We start from the raw sequence: 20,554 nt of genomic DNA, 5'->3' as shown, positions 1-20,554 counted from the left end.
GGTTGTATCAAAAGTTGGACAAGAATATGACAAATCGAATGTATTATTAATGCATGCGATGGGTCCAAATGTTGCTGGTGTTATCGGTTCTGCCGTAGCTGCTGGTGTACTTTTATCGATTTTTTAATACAAACACTTAATAATCTAAAAGCTCAAAGTCTTTATGACTTTGGGCTTTTTTTATGTCTATAAATCTATTTTTTAATTCCTTTTTATATTAGTTTTTTTAATATGTTTTTGGTAATATTTAAAGAAAAGTAAAAGGATATAAAATGGAGTGCGAATTCCCAACAATTAATAGTAATACAGAAGAATTAAAAGAGATTTTTGAAAACACAAAAACTATTGCAGTAATAGGCTGTTCTCCAAATGAAGAAAAAGCAAGTAATAGAGTTGCAAACTATTTAAAGAATGCAGGTTTTAAAATGGTTCCTGTATATCCTAAAGAAGATGAAATTTTAGGAGAGAAAGTATATAGAAGTTTAAAAGAGATTCCTTTTAAAGTAGATATGGTTGATATCTTTAGAAAACCAGATGTAATTGCTCAAGTTGTTGATGAGTGTATTGAAAGAGGTGATATTGATACTGTATGGACTCAGCTAGGTTTAGTAAACAATGAAGCTGCAGCTAAAGCAAAAGAAAAAGGAATGAAAGTAGTACAAAATAAATGTACTAAGATTGAGCACAATAATATTTTTTAATTATTGTTTTTTTTGGGGTGTTTTGTTCTTTAAAACTAAAGTAGCAATACATCCTGTTTTACCATCAGTTCTATTTTTTAAACTAATAGTAGCACCAAGTGCATCAGCAGCATTTTTTGCTAAGAATAATCCAAGACCAGCTCCACTTTCTTCACCCATTCTTTTAAATGGTGCAAAAAGATCAATAGCTTCATCAATACCACTTCCATCATCTGTAATAGAAATAGTAGTAACTTCTTTTGTCTTTTCAAGTCTTATAGCAATTGCTTTATTATCCGGAGTAAATTTAATTGCATTTTGTACAAAGTTTTGAATAATTTGGTTTAATAAAGTAGGTTGAAGTGTTACTTTGTGGTGATTTACATTTGCAAAGAATGTAAGAATAATCTTCTTTTTAGAGCTTAACATTCTATAGTCATTTGTTTTTCTTTGCATATATTGAACTAAGTCAATCTCTTCTGGTTTTTCAAACTGTGCACCTTCCGCTCGTCCAATATCTAAAATAGAAGAGATCATTTTATTCATATCATTAATTTGTTCAACTGTTAATTTTAAAGTATCTTTGTATTTTTGAGCCTCTCTATCTTTCATTAATGTAACTTCATTTTTAAGTTTCATTACTGCTAATGGAGTCTTTAATTCATGGGCAACTCCAATAAATAACTCTTTTTTAAACTTGATATTTGTTTCAATTCTTGTAGTTAAAGAGTTGATAGAGTCAGCTAAAGGATGAAATTCAATAGGAAGATTAGCTTTATTAATCTGCGTTAAATAATTTTCATCCATATTAGATAGTTTTTTTGTAATCTGAATAATTGGTCTTAAAAGTGTTTTAGAAACGGTAAAGGCATAAAGAACAACCATAATTAAGCCACCAAAAGAGATTAATAAAATATTATTAAAAATCTTTGTAAGCATCTTAATTGATGAGTTAATATTCTTTACTATTTTTATGTACTGGTTTTTTTTATCATTAAATGGATATAAAATTTGCATAAAATGATTATTGTTTAGTTCATATGTAGAGTAAGGAACTTCAGGTATATGTTTTAAAGTTACTAAATCTACATTGATTCCATTATGAGTAATAATATTAAAATTGTTTGAGCTTGTATCTGCGTTTTGACTAATTTTAAAAATTAGTTCAGCATCAGAAAGAAGAGACTCTTTTAGCTCTTCATAGATAGTTGATTTCGTATAACCATAAAAAATAAAAGATAAAATAATAATAAAAAGCGAAGTAGCAAGTATAAGTTTTTGGTAAAACTGTTTATAAATGCTCTTCGCTTGTGTCATACGTCATTAACCTTTTAGGTGTGTAATTTCTTATGCTTCTTCGTCAGTATCAGGGTAACAGAATCTGTAACCTCTTCTTCTGATTGTTTCAATAGTAGAAATATTTAATGGTTTATCCATTTTTTGTCTAATTTGGTTAATTGCAACTTCAATTACGTTTGGAGTAACTAATTCTGGCTCTTCCCAGATAGCATCTAGTAATTGCTCTTTAGATACAATTTGATCTCTGTGTCTAGCAAGGTGAGTTAATACTTCAAAAGGTTTACCTTTTAATTCAATCTCTTCACCGTTATATTCAATTTTCTCTTCATCAGGGTTAATTGAAAGGTCTTCAATTTCGATTACATTTGTTCCACCAAATCTTAATCTAGCTTCAATTCTTGCTAATAAGATATCGAAATCAAATGGTTTTTTGATATAGTCGTCAGCACCAGATTTTAAAGCTTCAATTTCAGAATCTTTGTCATCTCTTGCAGATAAAATAACAACTGCTGTTCTTGAACTTCTATTTTTTACAATTTTACACAGTTCAATACCGTCACCATCTGGTAACATCCAGTCAGTTAATACTAAATCATAATTTCTAATATCAATGAAGTACTCTGCATCTTTATAATTTTCTGCTGCATCTACTTGGTATCCAAAGTCTGTAAGACCTTCTTGCAGAGTTCTATTTAATGTAATTTCATCTTCAATAATTAATATTCTCATATAGATTTTCCTTAGTACGTTTGTAACTTAAATTTAAGTTAAGTTTAAATTTTGGCGTATTATATCATAAATATAGTAAAAATTAAAGGTTTTTTAAGGAAAATTTTGAAATTTATAAATAAGGTGCTAATTAACTTCATGTTAATATAATGTAGATAAAATATTCAAAACTAAAGTTATTAAGGAAAATAATGATTAAAATTACAAGTAAAAAATTAGTGACAAGCCTTATTGCAACAATAACACTAGCAACTAGTAGTGTAAGTGCTTCTGATGTTTTAGCAACAGTAAATGGTGATAAAATTACTAAGCAAGATGTAGCAATTTTATTAGGAAACCCAAATATTGATTTCAATTCTTTACCAAAAAAGAATAAAAATCAAATTTTAGACCAAATTATCAATAACAAACTTCTAACAGACAAAGCTGTAAGTAGTGGAGTTCAAAAAGATAAAGAGTATAAAGAGAGTTTAGAAAAATTAAAAAGAGATTTAGCTCTTAGAGTTTGGCTAAAAAAAGAGTCTGAAAATGTAAAAGTATCTGAAAAAGATATGAAAGATTACTACAATAAAAACAAGGCTCAATTTAAAGTACCAGCTACTTTAGAAGCTAGACATATTTTAACAAAAACAGAAAATGAAGCAAAAGATTTAATTAAAGCATTAGATAAATCTTCAAATAAAAAAGAAAAATTTGTTGAATTAGCAAAAACAAAATCAGTTGGTCCAAGTGGTCCACAAGGTGGATATTTAGGTAAGTTCCCAGAAACTAAAATGGTTCCTGAATTCTCTAAAGCAGCAAAAGCTTTAAAGGTTGGAAGCTACTCTAAAAGCCCAGTTAAAACTCAATTTGGGTATCATGTGATTTATTTAGAAGACAAACAAGCTGAGAAACCTCTTGAGTTTGATAAAATCAAAAACAGAATTAAGCAAGTTTTATTACAAGAGAAATTTAAAAACTTCCTTGAGTCTGAAGCTAACAAGTTAAGAGACAAAGCAAAAATAGTTATAAAATTATAAGGAGAAAATTAGTGGCTGTATTAGATGTTGTTAAACCTGGTGTATTAAGTGGAAGTGAGGCAAAAAAACTTTTTGCCTATGCAAAGGAAAATAAATTTGCTATTCCTGCTGTAAATGTAGTAGGAACGGATTCTGTAAATGCGGTATTAGAAGCTGCATCAAAAGTTAATTCACCAGTAATTATACAATTTTCAAATGGTGGAGCACAATATTTTGCAGGGAAAGGTCTTAAAACTGCTGACGCAGCAGTTTTAGGAGGAGTAAGTGGAGCTATTCATGTTCATACAATGGCAGAAGCTTATGGTATCCCTGTTATTTTACATACTGACCATGCTGCAAGAAAACTTTTACCATGGATTGATGGTTTACTTGAAGCTGGTAAAAAACACTTTGAAAAAACTGGTAAACCTTTATATACTTCTCATATGTTAGACCTTTCAGAAGAGTCTTTAGAAGATAATATTGGAACATGTGTTGAGTACTTCAAAACAATGAATGAACTTGATATGATGATTGAGATTGAGCTTGGAATTACTGGTGGTGAAGAAGATGGTGTTGACAACACAGATGTTGACAATGCATTACTTTATACTCAACCAGAAGAAGTATGTTATGCCTATGAAGAATTATCAAAAGTTTCTGAAAACTTCACAATTGCAGCTTCATTTGGTAACGTTCATGGTGTTTATAAACCAGGGAATGTTGTATTAAGCCCAAAAATCTTAGAAAATTCTCAAAAATTTATTGAAGAAAAACACAGTACAGCTACTAAACCAGTTGACTTTGTTTTCCATGGTGGTTCAGGTTCTGAGCTTCATGAAATTAGAGAAGCTATTGAGTATGGTGTTATTAAAATGAATATTGATACTGATACACAATGGTCATTCTGGGATGGTGTAAGAGCTTACGAAGCTAAAAACCATGACTATTTACAAGGTCAAATTGGTAACCCTGATGGTGAAGATAAGCCAAATAAGTCTTACTACGACCCAAGAAAATGGTTAAGAGCAGGACAAGAGTCTATGATTGCTAGACTTGAAACAGCTTACTCTGACCTTTGTTCTATTAACAAAAACTAGTCATTATAGAGTGGTAGCCTAGAAGTAGGCTATCATTTTATTGTGGTATTTTTATCATATAACCACTACCTCTAATATTTATAATAAAATCCTCTTTTAAAACTTTTTTCACTCTATTTATTTCAGACCGAATTGTTGAAATATCAACTTCATCTCCAGCATAAGCATACTCTTTAAACATATCATAGTCAACTATCAAACTTCTATTTTTTGCTAATACTTCAATAATCTTTATTTGTCTTCTTGGTAAAATATGTGGTTCATTGTTAAAGTATAAAGTTAAATTCTCACAATCAAAACTATATGATTTTGACAATCTTTTATGTTGAGTTGGTGTGATTTGATTTTTTAGTAATCTATTTATTCTAATGGTTAATTCTTTTAGATGAAAAGGTTTTTTTAGATAATCATAACAGCCTATATCAAAAGCCCTTGAAATATCCTCTATATCAATAAGTGCCGAGATATAAATAGTAGGAATATCCCTTTTTTGTTTATGAAGAGTTTCTAAAATAGTAAAGCCATTAATATCAGGAACATTTATATCTAAAATCAATAAATCAAACTCTTGGTCTTCTAAAAGTTTTAAACACTCATTTCCTGTACTTGTACTTTTTATTAAGTGTCCTGTTGATGTTAAATATTCATCTATCATCTCATTAAGCATAAAATCATCTTCAAGTAGAAGTATTTTCATTTTTTGTATCCTTAAAAGTATAGATAAAAGATGCAAAATCTTCATTTGATTCAAGCTCAATTTTTACATCTTCTTCTTCGCAAATTCTTTTTACTAAGTTTAATCCTAATCCAAAGCCATTTTGTGTGGTTTGTTCTCTATAGTATTCTTCAAATATCTTTCTTTTATCTAGTATCTGTTTTGAGATACTAGTTATTTTTAAAACTGTTTTAGAATCAATTTTTTCTATTGAAATATGAATCTTATTTTTAGGTAAAGTATATTTAATTGCATTTGTTAAATTGTTGTCAACTATTCTTTGAAGTTTTGTTTCATCAAAGAAAACATAAATCTCTTTTGAAGAAGTTTGAAAGTTGAAATCAAGTTTTGCTTTACTTGCAATAAGAGAAAAAAACTCAATTCTGCTTCTTATAAAATCCACAAGATTTATTTGATGTTTTACTCTATGCACATGGTCTTTTTTTATTAAATAGCTTAAATCATCATAGATATTATAAAGGGTTTTCATTGCTATTTCTATATTTGAAATATATTTATTTTTCCCATGTTCCATCTTGTACATATCAATATTTCCCATGATAACTGATAAAGGAGTATTTGTTTCATGTACTGAGTGTTTTAAAAACTGTTTTTGCAAGTTTAAAAGTTGTTCTGAGTATAAAGTTTTCTCTTCAAGTTTTTTAGATTGCTCATTATAATCTTTTGTAGATTGTTGAATCAAGTGAGTTAAAGCTTGCAAACTTCTTGCATGTTCACTTATTTGGTTCTCTTCTTTAGGAGGGAAAGTCTTTGTTTTAACTGAGTCTTCTTTTTCACTTAAAGCTACAACTGTAAGTGTTTGATTTAAAAACTGATTTGAGTTTTTCTCTTTATTGTGATAAAACTCTCCATAGGTAAAAAAACCAGAAGTTGGGGCAATTTTTGAAAAAGGTTCGATCTCTAAATCAATAATATTGGGCATATATCTTCGTCTAGCCATACATGAGTAGATAAAAAAGCTTTGGGTATTATTTATATTATCTGTTTTAAATAATGACTTAAGTGGGTTGTTCATAATAAGCTCTATATTTCCAAACCCAAGTTTTACTTTATCACCTTTAAGCAAGTTTCCTGCAAAACTCAAACTTCCATCATCATGTTTTTTTATTACAGCTCTTGCTAATGAAATGCCATTTCTTTTTACTATTAATGGAAACTCAATTCCTGTTGCAGGTAAAGATTTTGCAACATATTCTCCTAGGTATTTTTCATAAAAATCTAAAGATTTAAGTCCTGATATTTTATAAACACGGTTATCTTTTACTTCCTCTATTCTATGGGAAATCCCTATAGCAGACCAATTGAAGTTAAAAGCTGTTTTTACATCTAATTTTTTAGAGTTAAGGGAAACGGCAATTGCTCCACTTGTATAGATTTGATTGTTTATTGCAATAAATGTTTGAGTGAAACTAGCATTATCTGCTGCCATTCCTCCACAAATAGGAACTTTATTATTAACTGTTTCAATTCCCTTTAAAAACTCTTCTCCATTTGTTTTTTCTCCATCTGTAAAACAAATAAGAAGTTTTGTATCTTCTTTTATTAAGCTTTTTGCTATTTTTGTGCCATTTTCAAAACTTGTTTTTTCATTAAAATGAGTAGCTTCAAAAGTAGTGTTTTCAAAAGTAGATATGCTAATTACGGTGTTTAAAGTAGAAACACTGTTTTCATAAATCTCTCCATCAGTTGATGAGGCTATGCATACACTTTGGGGTAGTTCTTTTTTTAAAGTATTTAAAATCTCTTGTAAGCTTTTTTTATTTTGTCCACAAAAGACTTGAATAAGTATGTTTTTTTGGGTTTTAAGTTCATTAAAGTTGATTGAGTCATAAAGTTGATTATTTTTAATAATAAAATTAGATGTTTTCATAAATAAAATTGTAGCATAAAAAGAGGCTTCTTTTTACAAAATTTAATAATATTTTTCTCTTTAAAAAGTACCATTTTATGGTAATCTGATTAAATAAATTGATAATGCTATTTCTATGCTATGTTTTCGCTAAATAAGGGCTATATTTCTTTTCTAAAATTTTCCCAAAGGAAATTTAATTTTTCATAAAAACAAAAAAGGATTAAAAGATGTCAACAGAAGAAAAAGTATTAGCATTTGCAAAGCCAGAGTTTAAATCACAATATGAAAATTTCATAGGTGGGCAGTGGATTGCTCCAAAAAGTGGAGAGTACTTTGAAAATATTTCACCTGTAGATGGAGAAGTTCTTACAAAGATTCCAAGATCAAATGAACAAGATGTTGAAGCTGCTGTTCAAGCTGCAAAAACTGCTTTTGAAACATTTAAGCACTCAACAGTAGTTGAAAGAAGTACTATGTTAAATAAAGTTGCAGATGCTATTGAAGCAAATCTTGAGAGATTAGCAATTGCTGAAACTTTAGATAATGGAAAAACTGTTAGGGAAACTTTAGCAGCTGATATTCCTCTTGTGGTTGATCACTTTAGATATTTTGCTTCAGTTATTAGAAGTGAATCAGGAAGTGTTGCTGATTTAGATGGAACAACAGTTTCTCAAGAGATTTATGAGCCATTTGGTGTTGTTGCACAGATTATTCCTTGGAACTTCCCACTTCTAATGGCTGCTTGGAAACTTGCACCTGCTTTAGCTGCTGGAAATTGTATTGTATTAAAACCAGCAAGTGCTACACCTATGTCAATTATTTTAATGATGGAAATTATTGCTGATGTATTACCAGCAGGAACTGTAAATGTAATCAATGGAGCAGGGGGAAGAATTGGTAAATACCTTTCAACTCATCCAGATGTTAAAAAAGTTGGGTTTACAGGTGAGACTACAACTGGTCAATTAATCATGCAATATGCAACTGAAAATATCATTCCTTCAACATTAGAGCTTGGTGGAAAATCACCAAATGTATTCTTTGAGTCAATTATGGATGCTGATGATGAGTTTTTTGATAAAGCAATTGAAGGACTAGTTTTATTCGCATTTAATAGTGGTGAAGTTTGTACTTGTCCATCAAGAGCACTTATTCAAGAATCAATTTATGAACCATTTATGAAAAGAGTATTAGAAAGAATTGAAGCTATTACTTTAGGTGACCCATTACATCCAAATAATATGATGGGAGCACAATGTTCACAAAATCAAAAAGAGAAGATTTTAGAGTATATTAAAATTGGTAAAGAAGAAGGTGCAGAGTGTCTAATTGGTGGTGAAGCTTTAGAGAATAGTAAATATCCAAATGGTTTTTATATCAAACCAACAGTATTTAAGGGTAATAATAAAATGAGAATTTTCCAAGAAGAGATTTTTGGGCCAGTACTTGCTGTAACTACATTTAAAGATGAGCAAGAAGCAATAGAGATTGCAAATGATACTATGTATGGACTTGGTGCAGGTGTTTGGTCTAGAGATGCACACCAATTACACAATATGAGTAGAGCAATTCAAGCAGGTAGAGTTTGGGTGAATTGTTACCACTTATATCCTTCTCATGCTTCATTTGGTGGATATAAAAAATCTGGTATCGGAAGAGAGACTCATATGATGATGTTAAACTCTTATAGACATACAAAAAATATCTTAACTTCATATAGCAAAAATGCTTTAGGATTTTTCTAAAAATAAAAAAGAGGTGAAAACCTCTTTTTATAAAGGCTTAAAATGAGTGTAAAAAGAGTTGAGGTAACACAAGAGGCAAAAGAAGTAATTGAAATACTTAAAAAAGAGCATGGAGAACTTGTTTTTAATCAAAGTGGTGGATGTTGCGATGGAACTGCACCTATGTGTTATGAAAAAAGTGACTTTTATGTTCCAAGTAGAAATGTTAAATTAGGCGAGATTTGTGATTGTGAATTTTTTATTGATAGTGAACAGTTTGAGTATTTTAGACATTCTCAAATTATAGTTGATGTAAAAAAGGAGCAAGGAGCTTTTGGAAACTCTTTTTCTTTGGAGATAGACCACGGCTATCAGTTTATTACAAAATCAAGAATTTTTACAGATGAAGAAGATAAATTTTTAAATAGTTGAAGTTTGATACTTTTTATTTACTTTAGTATGTTATTATATTTCTAAACTCATTTAGGAATCTTTTTGATTAATATTTTAATGATAGAAGATGATATTGAAATAGCTAAGCTTTTAGAAAAATTTCTTTATCAATTTAATATTAACTTAACAAATTACGAGTCATCACAATTAGGAATAAGTGCTTTAAGAATTAAAAAGTATGACCTTGTGCTTTTAGATTTGTCCTTACCTGAAATAGATGGTGTTGACGTTTGTAAAATCATAAGAGAAAACTCTAATATTCCCATTATTATTTCAAGTGCTAGAAGTGATATTTCTGATAAGACTTTATGTTTTGAATATGGTGCAGATGATTATCTTGCAAAACCCTATGACCCTCAAGAGTTAGTACTTCGAATAAACTCTATTTTAAGACGAAGCAAAACTGTTAGTGTGAATCTAAAAAAAGAGAAAATATTTAAAATAGATGATTCAAAAAATGAGATTACAAAAAATGAAAAACAAATAGAGTTTACTAATGCTGAATATCATATCATGGCATATTTGATAAAAAGAGCAGGTTTTGTAGTAAGTAGACAAGAAATATTAATGAATGTTGACTCAATAAAATATGAAAGTACTTATAAAAGTATAGACGTATTAATTGGAAGAGTTAGAAAAAAAATAGAAACTAACCCAAAGAAACCTGAGTTTATAAAATCACTTAGAGGTTTAGGGTATAAACTTATCAATGAATAAAAACTCACTTTTTTTTACCATAACCTTATTTTTTTTAATGTTAATAATTACAGCACATCTAATAGTTTATGTGGGATATAATATAACTAAACAACAACAGATAGATTTACTTGTTAATAAATATATGAAAACTTTACGTCAAATAGAAAAAGAGTTATTTAATTTTCCTAAAAAACCTTTTCCTCCTTTACAAAAGCAAAATGAGTTTATATTTCCTTTACCTCCACCACCTCCACCTCCACCTATACATAAAAAAATAAACCCAGAAGATTTTGAAAAAAAATTAAATACCTATGATATGAGTTTATCTAAAATAGAAATCCAAACTTTAGAAAAAGAAGCAACTTTATTGGCAAAAGAATTAGAGTGGAAACTTTTTGAATATAAAGGATATAACTATTTTTTAAGAATTACTCCTTTTTCAACTCTTTTAATAAAAGATAATACAAAGTTAGAGAAAAAGACTCAGGATATAGTTTTCTTGACTATTCTTTTTAATATTTTATTTATCTCCTTTTATATATTTTTGATAAGAAAATTAAAACCCTTATTGTTTTTAAAAAGAGATATTCAAAAGTTTTCAAAGGGCAATCTTGATATTGATACTTCTTGTAAAGGTAAAGATGAAATAAGTGAAGTCTCAAACGAATTTAATAAAGCAATCACACAAATAAGAACACTTACTCAATCACGAAACCTCTTCTTAAGAAATATTATGCACGAACTTAAAACACCTATTACAAAAGGTTTACTAATAGCAAATATGATAAATGAAGATGAGTCTAAAAAAGATTTAGAAAAGCTATTTTATCGTTTAGAGTATTTAATAAATGAGTTTGCAAAAATTGAAAGATTTACTTCAAATAATATAAGTCTTGAAAAAAGAGAATATATCTTTGCTGATATTTTAGACCAAGCTTTAGATATCTTGCTTATAGATAGTTCCCAAATAGATATAAATATAAAAACAAATCCTAAACTATATGTTGATTTTGAAATGTTCTCTTTAGTAATAAAAAATCTAATTGATAATGCTCTTAAACATGGAACTTCAAAACCTCTTGTTGAGCTAAATGAAAAGTCTATATCTATATCAAATGAAGGTAAAGCTTTAGAAAAAGCTTTAGAAAACTACAATCAACCTTTTAATAGAAAATATGAAAGTAGTCAAAAAGGTTTAGGTTTAGGTCTATATATCATAAAAAATATTTTAGATTTACATGATTTAAAACTTGAATATACTTATAAAGATAATAAAAATATCTTTACTATCAACTACTAATTTTAACTTTTTTCTTTTTGTTACCCATTGTTTACCTAAAAGTTATAGACTTGCTTTTATATGTTAAAAGGAGAAGATTATGGATCTTTCAAGTGTAAATAGTTCATATCAAGCAATACAGCAGTTAACTCAAACTCAAAGAAAAGACCAACCTAGTGCTGAAAGTCTTGCCTCTAAAATTATAGAAAATAGTGATATCGATTCTAATGGATTGATTTCTTCCTCTGAGTTTAATATCTCAGATGAGATTTTTTCTTCAATGGATAGTAATAGTGATGGAGCATTAAGTTCAAGTGAACTTGAAGATAGTATCTCTTCAAAACTAAATAATTTAAAAAATCAAAATCTTAGTCCTGAAGAGTTTGGAAGTTTTTTAAGTGATTTAGGATTAGATGTTCCTCCTCCACCTTCACAATCAACAATGCCACCACCTCCAAATAGTTCTCAAATGGCAAGTGATATTTTTGAAACAAATGATTTAGATGCAGATGGATTACTCTCTTTATCTGAGTTAGGAATTGAGGAGGAGTTATTCTCTTCTTTTGATAATGATGAAGATGGAAATATTTCTCAAAATGAACTAGAAGAAGGTTTAAACTCTTTATTTGAAAGTGCAAAAAATCAAGAAATCTCAAAAGATGATTTTGAAGAGATTTTATCTAATTTAGGTGTTGCTCCTAACTCTTCTGAAGAAGCTCCTGCACAAGGTGGAGGTGCTCCAATGGGAGGCGGTGGTGGAGGTGGTTCTTCTGATGAAGAGTATGAAGACGCTGATTTAAATCAAGATGGAACAGTAACTGCTGCTGAGCAAGCAATATATGATGGAACAGTTAGTTCAGATAGTATGGAGCAGTATACTTTAGATTTAGTTTCTACTTTAATAGGAGCTTTAAAAAATGAAAACTCTGAAGATAGCAGTGATTCTCACACAGACTTATCTCAATTCAAAGAGATAATGAGTATGGTAAATGAACAGTTTCAAGATAAAAAAACAAAAGAAAATATAGATAAGTTTTTAGACTATTTAGTTTCTTAACAAAGAAGAAAGGTTATTTCTTTTCTTCTTTATTACTAGCTTCATTTGTTACAAGTGCTAAGTTATTTAGATTATATTTTTGAAGTAAGTCAAGAACTTTTACAACTCTTTCATACTCAACTTTTTTATCTATTTTTACTATTATTGGTTTTTTATTATTTTTAATCTCTTTTAAATTGTCTTCTAAAGATTTAAAAGATACTTCAATACCTTTTATTGCTAATTTTGTTTTATTTAGTTCAATGAAGACTTGGTCTTCATCTATTTCCACTGCTTTTGCATCAGCTTCTGGTAAATCAAGCATAAGTGCTAGTTCATCTTTTTTGAAAACAGAAGTAACAATAAAAAAGATTAAAAGAATAAATACAACATCAATAACAGGTGTTAAATCTATTCCTAAAGTTTCTCTTCTTTTCATAGCTTACCAATAATCTCTTTTTTTGCTTTAAGCTCAATTGAGTCTAAAAGTGAAATAAAATGGTTATATGCTATGTGGTGGGGAATAGCAACAATAAGACCTGTAATAGTTGTGATAAGTGCAACTGAAATCCCACTTGAAAAAACAGTTGGATCTCCTAAACCTTTTTGTGTAATTGCTTCAAAGGCTTTATATACTCCGTAAACAGTTCCCAAAAGACCTAAAAGAGGAGCAACAGAAGCTATGTTTTTAATATAAGTTAAACCACTTTCTAATCTTTTTACTTCATACTCTATTTGAACTTCAATAGTTTTTAGATTTTCTTCATTTACTTTTCTTTTAATTTTTTCAACCATTGCTTTTTTTCTAGGTATTGTTAAAAATTTCCAAATAATAATAGTAAAACCAATAATATTTAAAAAGATAAGTATATAAACAATAATACCACCTTTGTCAATATATTCCATAATATTCATTTATATTTCCTATTTTTCTTTTTGTGTAATTCTAGTATAATATTCTTAATGAATTATATAAACTCTCCCATAGAAAAAATTAAATTTAGAAATACAGATATCTATTTAAAAAGAGATGACCTTTTAGATAAGCATTTTAGTGGAAATAAAGCAAGAAAATTCTACTACTATTTGATAAATGACTTAAAAAATATAGATAAAATAATTAGTTTTGGTTCAGCTCAAGCAAACTCTTTATACTCACTTTCCGTATTAGGAAAAATAAGAAATACTAATATTGATTTTTATGTAAATCATATAAGTTCCTATCTAAAAGAGAACGCCTGCGGAAATTATAAAGCAGCTTTAGAAAATGGTGTAAATATAATTGAAGATGAAAATTTTGATTTTGAAAAATATAAAGTAAAGAAAAACGAAATTTTAATAGAAGAGGGTGCAAGGGTAAAAGAAGCCGAATTTGGTATAAAAATCTTAGCTCATGAAATCAGCTCTTGGGCAGAAGAGAATAAAATAAAAAATTTAAAAATATTTTTACCAAGTGGTACAGGAACAACGGCACTTTTTTTACAAAAGCATTTAGAGTTTGAAGTTTTAACAGCAGCTTGTGTTGGTGGAAGTGAATATTTAAAAAAGCAGTTTTCTCATCTTGAAAGTAATGAAAAATTTCATCCAAAAATAATAGAAATGCCAAAAAAATATCACTTTGGGAAATTGTATAAAGAGTTTTATGAAGTTTATGAAGAGCTTTTAGAAACTACAAAAATTGAGTTTGATTTACTTTATGACCCCTTAGGATTTTTAAGTATGCAAAAGTACTTAAATGAAAATGAAAATAGCGATGAAATTTTGTATATTCATCAAGGTGGAATCTTAGGAAATGAGAGTATGAAACCAAGATATGAGAGAAAATTTAACAAGTAAAAAAGAATTTAACTTGAGTCATTTATTTTTTTACTTTATTTTGGGTATAATCTTTAGATTTTATAAAAAGTAAATGTTTATCAGGAAGAAGTGTTGAGTAAAAAAAATAATATTATTCTTATTGGTTTTATGGGAGTTGGTAAAGGAACGGTTGCAAGAGCCTTGGTTAAATCAAGTGACTATTTTGCAATTGATACTGATGACTTAATTGAGAGTGTTGAGAATAGAAGAGTAAAGAAAATATTTAAAGATGAAGGTGAGCCTTACTTTAGAAGCTTAGAAAAGAAGTGTGCTCTATGGCTTGAAAAAAATGTTGATAATACGATTATCTCAACTGGTGGAGGTTTCTTTAAACAAGAAAATATCCATAAAATAGGAACAATAATCTATTTAGAATCAAGCTTTGATGGGATTTTAAATAGAATACATTCTGCCCCTAATGCAAAATCAAAACTTAAAAAAAGACCACTTTTAAGTAATCTTGATGAAGCTAAAAAGCTTTATAATCAAAGAGTTGAAGATTACAAAAGAGTTTCTGATATAACAGTAAATGTTGAAAATAAAGATTTGAACTTAATAGTAGAAGAAATTTTAGGAAAAGTAAATGAAAATAATTAATACTAATAATGCAGATTTTAAACAAGAGTTTGAAAATATTTTAGCAAGAGCTAAAACTGATATTAAAGAGGTGTCATCAATAGTAACTGGAATTATTGATGAAATCGTAGAAGATGGAAATAAAGCTTTAAAAAACCACATTGAAAAGTTTGATAAGTGGGAAGTTAAAAGTGACGAAGAGCTTCAAATTTCAAAAGATGATATGAAAAAAGCCTATGAAAATATTGATGAAAAACTAAAAGAAGCTTTACATATTGCATACGATAGAATCAAAACTTATCACGAAAAACAACTACCAAAATCTTGGATTGACTTTGAAAAAAATGGAACTATCTTAGGACAAAAAGTAACTCCTGTAGATAGAGCTGGACTTTATATTCCTGGTGGAAAAGCTGCTTACCCAAGTAGTTTACTTATGAATGCAATTCCTGCAATCGTTGCTGGTGTTGAAGAGATTGTGGTATGTACTCCAACTCCAAATAATGAAGTAAATGAACTATTACTTGCAGCATGTCATATTTGTGGTATTGAAAAAGCTTTCAAAGTAGGTGGAGCATCTGCTGTTGCTGCTATGGCTTATGGAACTGAAACTATTCCAAAGGTTGATGTAATCACTGGGCCTGGAAATATCTTCGTTGCAACTGCTAAAAAGCTTGTATTTGGAGAAGTTCATATTGATATGATTGCAGGGCCTTCTGAAATTGGAATTTTAGCAGATAGTACAGCTAAACCAAAATACTTAGCAATTGACCTTTTATCTCAAGCAGAGCATGATGAAATGGCAAGTTCTATTATGATTACTATAGATGAAGAAGTTGCAAAACAAACAAGTATTGAAGTAGAAAACTACTTACAAACTCTAAGTAGAGAAGAAATTGCTAGAAAATCAATTGAAGATAGAGGAGCTATTATTGTTGCTTCTTCTATGGATGAGGCAATTGAACTTATGAATGAGATTGCACCAGAACACTTAGAAGTTATGACTGCAAACTCTTTTGAGCTTTTACCAAAGATTAAACACGCAGGTGCAATTTTCTTAGGTGAAAATACTCCTGAGCCAATAGGTGATTATATTGCTGGACCAAACCACACACTTCCTACTGGAAGTACAGCTAAGTTTTACAGTCCCTTAAATGTTGAAAATTTCTTAAAGAAAAGTTCAATTATCAACTTCTCTAAACAAGCAATTGATGAGTTAGGTGAAGCTTGTGCCTTACTTGCTGATACAGAAGGTTTAACAGCTCACGCAAAATCTGTTAGAGTAAGACTGGAAGATAAATAGTCATGGAAAAGAATTGGTTACTAGAAGATGAAGATGATATCTTCACAGGAACACCAAAGTCTAAATATTTTGATGTAACAAGACAAGCAAGTAAAGAGGTTGTTGAAGATGAATTTGACAAACTTCTTGAAAAAGTTGCTGTTATGGAAAAACTTTTAACAGAAGTTAAAGGTGAAGATTTCGATATTAACAATGAAGTTAGAACACAAGTTTTAACAAACAGCGAAGAGATTGAAAGAATGAAAAAAGGTCTGTACTTAGAGCTTACAGGCGATATTATTTGTAGATTAGATTCATAAGGTTAAAAGTGGAAGAGTTACAAGAAGTTAAAAACAAAATAAAAAGTTTCATTGAAGAGTGTAACGATGAAAAGAGTTTAGAGTTATTAGATAAATTAGCAACTGGAAAGATGTTAAGGTCTAAACTTATTTTGAAAATTGCAGGTGTAAACGAAGAATCAATCAAACTTTGTGCTGTAGTTGAGATGATTCATGCAGCATCACTTTTACATGACGATGTTATTGATGAAGCAGATACTAGAAGAGGTAAACCTTCAATCAATGCTTTATATGATAATAAAACTTCGATTATGTTTGGAGATGTTTTATATTCAAAAGCCTTTACTGAACTTTCTCAAATGAATAGAGAAGTGGCATACAATGTTTCAAATGCGGTTACTCTTTTAAGTATTGGAGAGATGTTAGATGTAAATTTAACAAATGAATTTAACTCTTCATATGATAAGTATCTTGATATGATTTATAAAAAGACAGCATCATTAATAGAAGCAAGTGCAAAATCTGCTGCTATTTTAGCTGGATTAAATAAAGAGAAATATGCACTTTATGGTAAAAACCTTGGACTTGCTTTTCAAATGATTGATGATATTTTAGATATTACACAAGATAGTGCTACTTTAGGAAAACCTGCAATGCTTGATTTTGTTGAAGGGAAAGTAACTATTCCATACTTACTACTTCATGAAAGATTAGAAGATAAAACGAAATTAGAAAGCTTATACAAAAAAGAGTTATCTCAAGATGAAAGCTCTTGGATAAAAGAACAAATCATAAGTACAAATGCACTTGCTGATTCTATTACAAAAGCAAAAGAGCTTGGAATTGAAGCAATCGAAGCAGTTAAAGATGAAAACAATGAATCTTTAGTTCAAATTATGAGTGCAATGATTGAAAGAGAGTTTTAATTTATGAGTTATTTATGTATTAGTTTTTCACATAAAAATACTGATATTCAAACTAGAGAAAAACTAGCATTTCCCCATGAAGAGAGTAAAGATAGATTTTTAAAACAAGTATTAACAGATACAAATATTGAAGAAGCTATCTTACTTTCTACATGTAATAGAGTAGAGATTATTTCGGCTGCAAACAACTCTAAACTTGCAGCAAAATCTATTATTGAAAGACTTGCTAACTATTCTGGAATTGAGTTTGAAAACCTTTTTGATAGAGCAGATATTTATGAAAATGATGGAGCAATTCACCATCTGTTTTCAGTAGCTTCTGCTTTAGATTCTTTAGTAATTGGTGAAACACAAATTGTAGGACAGCTAAAAGATGCTTTTAGATTCTCTTTAGCTAAAAAATATTGTGAACAAAATCTTCCAAGAGCACTTCACTACTCTTTTAAATGTGCAGCAGCAGTAAGAAATGCTACAAGCTTAGGAACAGGTTCTGTTTCTGTTGCTTCAACAGCAGTTGCAAAAGCAAAAGAGATTATTGGTGATACAAGTGGTGTAAAAGCACTTGTTATTGGAGCAGGGGAAATGAGTGAACTTACAATTAAGCACTTAATCTCTTCTGGATTTGATGTTATTTTAACAAGTAGAGATACGAAAAAAGCTCAAATGCTAGCAGATAGCTTTGAACAACATGTTCAAGTTGAAGAGTATTCTACTTTAGAAAAGATGTTAAATCATATTCCTATTATGATAACAGCAACAGCAGCACCATACCCCATTATCAAGCAAGAGATGGTAAATGAGTGTGCTTTTGATAGATTTTGGTTTGATATAGCAGTACCAAGAGATATTGATGATATAGAATCGCCAAACTTAGATATTTACTCAGTTGATGATTTACAAGATATTGTTGATGAAAATATGACTCTAAGAGCTAAACAAGCAAAAACAGCATACTCAATCGTAAACAAAATGTCTATGGAGTTTTTTGAATGGCTTAAATCACTTGAAGTAGAACCTGTAATAAAACACATGTATCTAAAAGGTGATGAGGTAATAGATAAAAAACTTCAATACGCTATAAAAAAAGGTTTTATAAAAGAAGAAGACCAAGAAAATATTAAAAAACTTTGTCAAACAGTTTTAACAGAGTATTTACACGAACCTTCAACAAGATTAAAAAGCATCTCAAAAGATAGTCAATGTGATGTTGTTGTAGGAACAGTTCAATCAATTTTTGGACTAAAAGATACAAACTTTTTAAATAAATGCGAACACGCAACAAAAAATAATGAATAGGATTTATTAAATGAAATTTTCTCAAATGTTTATACCAACTACAAAAGAAACACCAAGTGATGCAACACTACCATCACACCAATATCTAATTAGAGGTGGATTTGTTTGTCAAACTGGAGCTGGTATTTATGATTATATGCCATTAGGAAAAATTGTTCTTGACAAAATTAGAGCAGTTGTAAAAGAAGAGATGGATAAAAGTGGAGCAAATGAAGTACAATTTGGTTTTGTAACTCCTTTATCACTTTGGGAACAATCTGGACGAGCTACAACAATGGGAAGTGAGCTTTTAAGATTTAAAGATAGAAAAAATGCTGATTTTGTTTTAAGTCCTACAAATGAAGAAGCTGTAGTAAATATGGTAAAAAATAGAATTACTTCTTATAAAGACTTACCAATTAATCTTTATCAAATATACACAAAATTTAGAGATGAAGCTAGACCAAGATTTGGACTTATGAGAGGAAGAGAATTCTTAATGAAAGATGCTTACTCTTTCCATAGTAGTGCAGAAGACTTAAAAAGAGAGTTTGACCTTATGGAGCAAACTTATAAAAATGTATATACTAGATTAGGACTTGATTTTAGAGTTGTTGATGCAGACTCAGGAGCTATTGGTGGAAGTGGTTCTAAAGAGTTTATGGTACTTGCTGATAGTGGTGAAGATACAATTGTTGTATGTCCTGATTGTGAGTATGGTGCAAATATTGAAGCAGCAACTAGAGCTAAAAGAGTTGTACCAAATTGGCAAGAGACAACAAATACTCCAATCTCTCAAGAGAAAGTTTTAACAGAAGGTATGAAAACTATTGAAGAGGTTTCAAACTTCTTAAGTACATCTCAAGCTCAATCAATTAAAGCAGTTATGAAAAAAGCTGTTTATGAAGAAAACACTGAAATTGTTGTTTTCTTTGTAAGAGGAAATGATGAGTTAGAAGAGACAAAAGCTTGTAATGCTGTAAATGCTTTAGAGTTAGTAGATGCATCGGAAGAAGAGATTAAAGAAGCTGGTTTAGTAGCTGGTTATTGTGGACCATTTGGATTACCAGAAAATATTAACTTCGTTGTAGATGAAGAGATAAAAGATGAAGTTGGATTAGTTTGTGGTGCAAATGAAGAAAACTATCACTTTACAGGAACTGATCTTTCATCTTTAAAAGATGTAAAGTACTTTGACCTTGTAGCTGTTCAAGAAGGTGATACTTGTTCTTGTTGTGGTGGAAAACTACAATATACAAAAGGTATTGAGGCAGGTCACATCTTCCAATTAGGTTCAAAATATTCTGAAGCTATGGAAGCTACATTCTTAGATGAAAATGGAAAAGCAAAACCATTTGAAATGGGATGTTATGGTATTGGAGTTTCAAGACTTGTTGCAGCAGTAATTGAGCAAAATCATGATGACAAAGGTGCAATCTGGACAAAAGAGACTGCACCATTCTTAGTAGATGTAATTGTTTCAAATGCTAAAAAAGATGAAGAGCTAGAAGCTGGTCTTAAAATCTATGAAGACTTAAAAGCTTTAGGAGTTGAGACAATTATTGATGATAGAAAAAAAGAGAGATTTGGTTTCAAAATGTCTGATTTTGAACTTATTGGTTTCCCTTATGCAGTAGTTGTTGGTAAAAAACTAAAAGATGGTTTCGTTGAAATTATTGATAGAAAAACATTAGAAAAAGAAGAAGTTGAAGTAGCAAGAGTTTCTCAAGTTCTTTTTGAAAAAATCAAATAAA

Annotated in this window: 22 protein-coding genes; 16 read left to right on the top strand and 6 right to left on the bottom strand. The window is 29.4% G+C overall.

Annotated elements, in window-relative coordinates; translation table 11 throughout:
• Together CRV02_RS12695 and CRV02_RS12690 are read left to right on the top strand one after the other, a co-directional pair.
• Positions 1-127 (top strand): sodium ion-translocating decarboxylase subunit beta (locus tag CRV02_RS12695; RefSeq protein WP_164968998.1); only part of this gene is annotated, 127 nt, incomplete at its 5' end.
• A gap of 145 nt (positions 128-272) precedes the next feature.
• Positions 273-701 (top strand): CoA-binding protein, encoded by a 429-nt coding sequence (locus tag CRV02_RS12690; RefSeq protein WP_129090626.1) that lies wholly within the window; start codon positions 273-275, stop codon positions 699-701.
• Here the strand turns inward: CRV02_RS12690 and CRV02_RS12685 are convergent, their stop codons facing one another.
• Both CRV02_RS12685 and hsrA read right to left on the bottom strand, forming a co-directional pair.
• On the bottom strand, positions 702-1,997 hold the full coding sequence (locus tag CRV02_RS12685; protein WP_129090625.1) for a HAMP domain-containing sensor histidine kinase: 1,296 nt from the start codon (positions 1,995-1,997) through the stop codon (positions 702-704).
• 30 nt (positions 1,998-2,027) lie between these two features.
• Positions 2,028-2,708, bottom strand: coding sequence for a homeostatic response regulator transcription factor HsrA (hsrA, locus tag CRV02_RS12680; RefSeq protein WP_114839892.1), 681 nt, complete (start codon positions 2,706-2,708; stop codon positions 2,028-2,030).
• Positions 2,709-2,899: 191 nt separating this feature from the next.
• On the opposite strand from hsrA, the gene CRV02_RS12675 reads away from it, so the two are divergent.
• Both CRV02_RS12675 and fbaA read left to right on the top strand, forming a co-directional pair.
• Positions 2,900-3,727: a peptidyl-prolyl cis-trans isomerase gene (locus tag CRV02_RS12675; protein ID WP_129084358.1), complete on the top strand. Its 828-nt coding sequence runs from the start codon at positions 2,900-2,902 to the stop codon at positions 3,725-3,727.
• A gap of 11 nt (positions 3,728-3,738) precedes the next feature.
• A complete protein-coding gene (fbaA, locus tag CRV02_RS12670; RefSeq protein ID WP_129090624.1) occupies positions 3,739-4,806 on the top strand; it encodes a class II fructose-bisphosphate aldolase in 1,068 nt (355 codons plus the stop codon).
• Positions 4,807-4,843: 37 nt separating this feature from the next.
• Here the strand turns inward: fbaA and CRV02_RS12665 are convergent, their stop codons facing one another.
• The gene (locus tag CRV02_RS12665; RefSeq protein WP_129090623.1) at positions 4,844-5,503 is read right to left on the bottom strand and encodes a response regulator transcription factor; all 660 of its coding nucleotides are present in this window, start codon (positions 5,501-5,503) and stop codon (positions 4,844-4,846) included.
• A complete protein-coding gene (locus CRV02_RS12660) occupies positions 5,484-7,412 on the bottom strand; it encodes an FIST N-terminal domain-containing protein (protein WP_129090622.1) in 1,929 nt (642 codons plus the stop codon). The genes CRV02_RS12665 and CRV02_RS12660 overlap by 20 nt, the downstream gene beginning before the upstream one ends.
• A 209-nt stretch (positions 7,413-7,621) precedes the next feature.
• On the opposite strand from CRV02_RS12660, the gene CRV02_RS12655 reads away from it, so the two are divergent.
• The 5 genes from CRV02_RS12655 to CRV02_RS12635 all read left to right on the top strand — a co-directional run bounded on the left by CRV02_RS12655 (position 7,622) and on the right by CRV02_RS12635 (position 12,606).
• Positions 7,622-9,139 (top strand): aldehyde dehydrogenase family protein, encoded by a 1,518-nt coding sequence (locus CRV02_RS12655; protein ID WP_129090621.1) that lies wholly within the window; start codon positions 7,622-7,624, stop codon positions 9,137-9,139.
• Positions 9,140-9,181: 42 nt separating this feature from the next.
• Positions 9,182-9,550 carry a DUF779 domain-containing protein gene (locus tag CRV02_RS12650; protein WP_129090620.1) on the top strand — a complete coding sequence of 123 codons (369 nt, stop codon included), beginning with the start codon at positions 9,182-9,184 and terminating at the stop codon, positions 9,548-9,550.
• A gap of 63 nt (positions 9,551-9,613) precedes the next feature.
• Complete coding sequence (locus tag CRV02_RS12645; protein WP_129090619.1) at positions 9,614-10,288, top strand: response regulator transcription factor; 675 nt, start codon at positions 9,614-9,616, stop codon at positions 10,286-10,288.
• The gene (locus CRV02_RS12640) at positions 10,281-11,570 is read left to right on the top strand and encodes an ArsS family sensor histidine kinase (RefSeq protein ID WP_129090618.1); all 1,290 of its coding nucleotides are present in this window, start codon (positions 10,281-10,283) and stop codon (positions 11,568-11,570) included. Before CRV02_RS12645 ends, CRV02_RS12640 begins: the two co-directional genes overlap by 8 nt.
• 79 nt (positions 11,571-11,649) lie before the next feature.
• Positions 11,650-12,606, top strand: coding sequence for a hypothetical protein (locus CRV02_RS12635; protein ID WP_129090617.1), 957 nt, complete (start codon positions 11,650-11,652; stop codon positions 12,604-12,606).
• A gap of 13 nt (positions 12,607-12,619) precedes the next feature.
• Here CRV02_RS12635 and CRV02_RS12630 read toward each other — a convergent pair whose 3' ends face one another.
• On the bottom strand, positions 12,620-13,024 hold the full coding sequence (locus CRV02_RS12630; protein ID WP_129090616.1) for a biopolymer transporter ExbD: 405 nt from the start codon (positions 13,022-13,024) through the stop codon (positions 12,620-12,622).
• Positions 13,021-13,500 carry a MotA/TolQ/ExbB proton channel family protein gene (locus CRV02_RS12625; protein ID WP_129090615.1) on the bottom strand — a complete coding sequence of 160 codons (480 nt, stop codon included), beginning with the start codon at positions 13,498-13,500 and terminating at the stop codon, positions 13,021-13,023. The genes CRV02_RS12630 and CRV02_RS12625 overlap by 4 nt, the downstream gene beginning before the upstream one ends.
• Before the next feature lie 48 nt (positions 13,501-13,548).
• Here CRV02_RS12625 and CRV02_RS12620 point away from each other — a divergent pair, with 48 nt between their 5' ends.
• The 7 genes from CRV02_RS12620 to CRV02_RS12590 all read left to right on the top strand — a co-directional run bounded on the left by CRV02_RS12620 (position 13,549) and on the right by CRV02_RS12590 (position 20,553).
• Positions 13,549-14,421 carry a 1-aminocyclopropane-1-carboxylate deaminase/D-cysteine desulfhydrase gene (locus CRV02_RS12620; RefSeq protein ID WP_129090614.1) on the top strand — a complete coding sequence of 291 codons (873 nt, stop codon included), beginning with the start codon at positions 13,549-13,551 and terminating at the stop codon, positions 14,419-14,421.
• A gap of 129 nt (positions 14,422-14,550) precedes the next feature.
• Positions 14,551-15,039 (top strand): shikimate kinase, encoded by a 489-nt coding sequence (locus tag CRV02_RS12615; protein ID WP_375137087.1) that lies wholly within the window; start codon positions 14,551-14,553, stop codon positions 15,037-15,039.
• Positions 15,026-16,321 carry a histidinol dehydrogenase gene (gene hisD, locus CRV02_RS12610; protein ID WP_129084367.1) on the top strand — a complete coding sequence of 432 codons (1,296 nt, stop codon included), beginning with the start codon at positions 15,026-15,028 and terminating at the stop codon, positions 16,319-16,321. The genes CRV02_RS12615 and hisD overlap by 14 nt, the downstream gene beginning before the upstream one ends.
• A gap of 2 nt (positions 16,322-16,323) precedes the next feature.
• Positions 16,324-16,620 (top strand): DUF2018 family protein, encoded by a 297-nt coding sequence (locus CRV02_RS12605; RefSeq protein ID WP_228712676.1) that lies wholly within the window; start codon positions 16,324-16,326, stop codon positions 16,618-16,620.
• Between the two features lie 8 nt (positions 16,621-16,628).
• Positions 16,629-17,525 carry a polyprenyl synthetase family protein gene (locus tag CRV02_RS12600; protein WP_129090613.1) on the top strand — a complete coding sequence of 299 codons (897 nt, stop codon included), beginning with the start codon at positions 16,629-16,631 and terminating at the stop codon, positions 17,523-17,525.
• Positions 17,526-17,528: 3 nt separating this feature from the next.
• The gene (hemA, locus tag CRV02_RS12595) at positions 17,529-18,821 is read left to right on the top strand and encodes a glutamyl-tRNA reductase (RefSeq protein WP_129090612.1); all 1,293 of its coding nucleotides are present in this window, start codon (positions 17,529-17,531) and stop codon (positions 18,819-18,821) included.
• Positions 18,822-18,831: 10 nt separating this feature from the next.
• The gene (locus CRV02_RS12590; RefSeq protein ID WP_129090611.1) at positions 18,832-20,553 is read left to right on the top strand and encodes a proline--tRNA ligase; all 1,722 of its coding nucleotides are present in this window, start codon (positions 18,832-18,834) and stop codon (positions 20,551-20,553) included.
• The last annotated feature ends 1 nt before the right edge of the window (position 20,554 follow it).

It is taken from the genome of Arcobacter sp. CECT 8989 (assembly GCF_004116715.1).
Taxonomy (GTDB): Bacteria; Campylobacterota; Campylobacteria; order Campylobacterales; family Arcobacteraceae; genus Halarcobacter.
The sequence above is the reverse complement of the archived record's forward strand: the minus strand, read 5'-3'. Positions and strand labels throughout refer to the sequence as shown.

Bases quoted from the DNA above. Each gene is read 5' to 3' on its own strand.
- CRV02_RS12690 (WP_129090626.1), top strand. From the start codon at position 273: ATGGAGTGCGAATTCCCAACAATTAATAGTAATACAGAAGAATTAAAA.
- CRV02_RS12685 (WP_129090625.1), bottom strand. From the start codon at position 1,997: ATGACACAAGCGAAGAGCATTTATAAACAGTTTTACCAAAAACTTATA.
- hsrA (WP_114839892.1), bottom strand. From the start codon at position 2,708: ATGAGAATATTAATTATTGAAGATGAAATTACATTAAATAGAACTCTG.
- CRV02_RS12675 (WP_129084358.1), top strand. From the start codon at position 2,900: ATGATTAAAATTACAAGTAAAAAATTAGTGACAAGCCTTATTGCAACA.
- CRV02_RS12665 (WP_129090623.1), bottom strand. From the start codon at position 5,503: ATGAAAATACTTCTACTTGAAGATGATTTTATGCTTAATGAGATGATA.
- CRV02_RS12660 (WP_129090622.1), bottom strand. From the start codon at position 7,412: ATGAAAACATCTAATTTTATTATTAAAAATAATCAACTTTATGACTCA.
- CRV02_RS12655 (WP_129090621.1), top strand. From the start codon at position 7,622: ATGTCAACAGAAGAAAAAGTATTAGCATTTGCAAAGCCAGAGTTTAAA.
- CRV02_RS12650 (WP_129090620.1), top strand. From the start codon at position 9,182: ATGAGTGTAAAAAGAGTTGAGGTAACACAAGAGGCAAAAGAAGTAATT.
- CRV02_RS12640 (WP_129090618.1), top strand. From the start codon at position 10,281: ATGAATAAAAACTCACTTTTTTTTACCATAACCTTATTTTTTTTAATG.
- CRV02_RS12635 (WP_129090617.1), top strand. From the start codon at position 11,650: ATGGATCTTTCAAGTGTAAATAGTTCATATCAAGCAATACAGCAGTTA.
- CRV02_RS12630 (WP_129090616.1), bottom strand. From the start codon at position 13,024: ATGAAAAGAAGAGAAACTTTAGGAATAGATTTAACACCTGTTATTGAT.
- CRV02_RS12625 (WP_129090615.1), bottom strand. From the start codon at position 13,500: ATGAATATTATGGAATATATTGACAAAGGTGGTATTATTGTTTATATA.
- CRV02_RS12620 (WP_129090614.1), top strand. From the start codon at position 13,549: ATGAATTATATAAACTCTCCCATAGAAAAAATTAAATTTAGAAATACA.
- CRV02_RS12615 (WP_375137087.1), top strand. From the start codon at position 14,551: ATGGGAGTTGGTAAAGGAACGGTTGCAAGAGCCTTGGTTAAATCAAGT.
- hisD (WP_129084367.1), top strand. From the start codon at position 15,026: ATGAAAATAATTAATACTAATAATGCAGATTTTAAACAAGAGTTTGAA.
- CRV02_RS12605 (WP_228712676.1), top strand. From the start codon at position 16,324: ATGGAAAAGAATTGGTTACTAGAAGATGAAGATGATATCTTCACAGGA.
- hemA (WP_129090612.1), top strand. From the start codon at position 17,529: ATGAGTTATTTATGTATTAGTTTTTCACATAAAAATACTGATATTCAA.
- CRV02_RS12590 (WP_129090611.1), top strand. From the start codon at position 18,832: ATGAAATTTTCTCAAATGTTTATACCAACTACAAAAGAAACACCAAGT.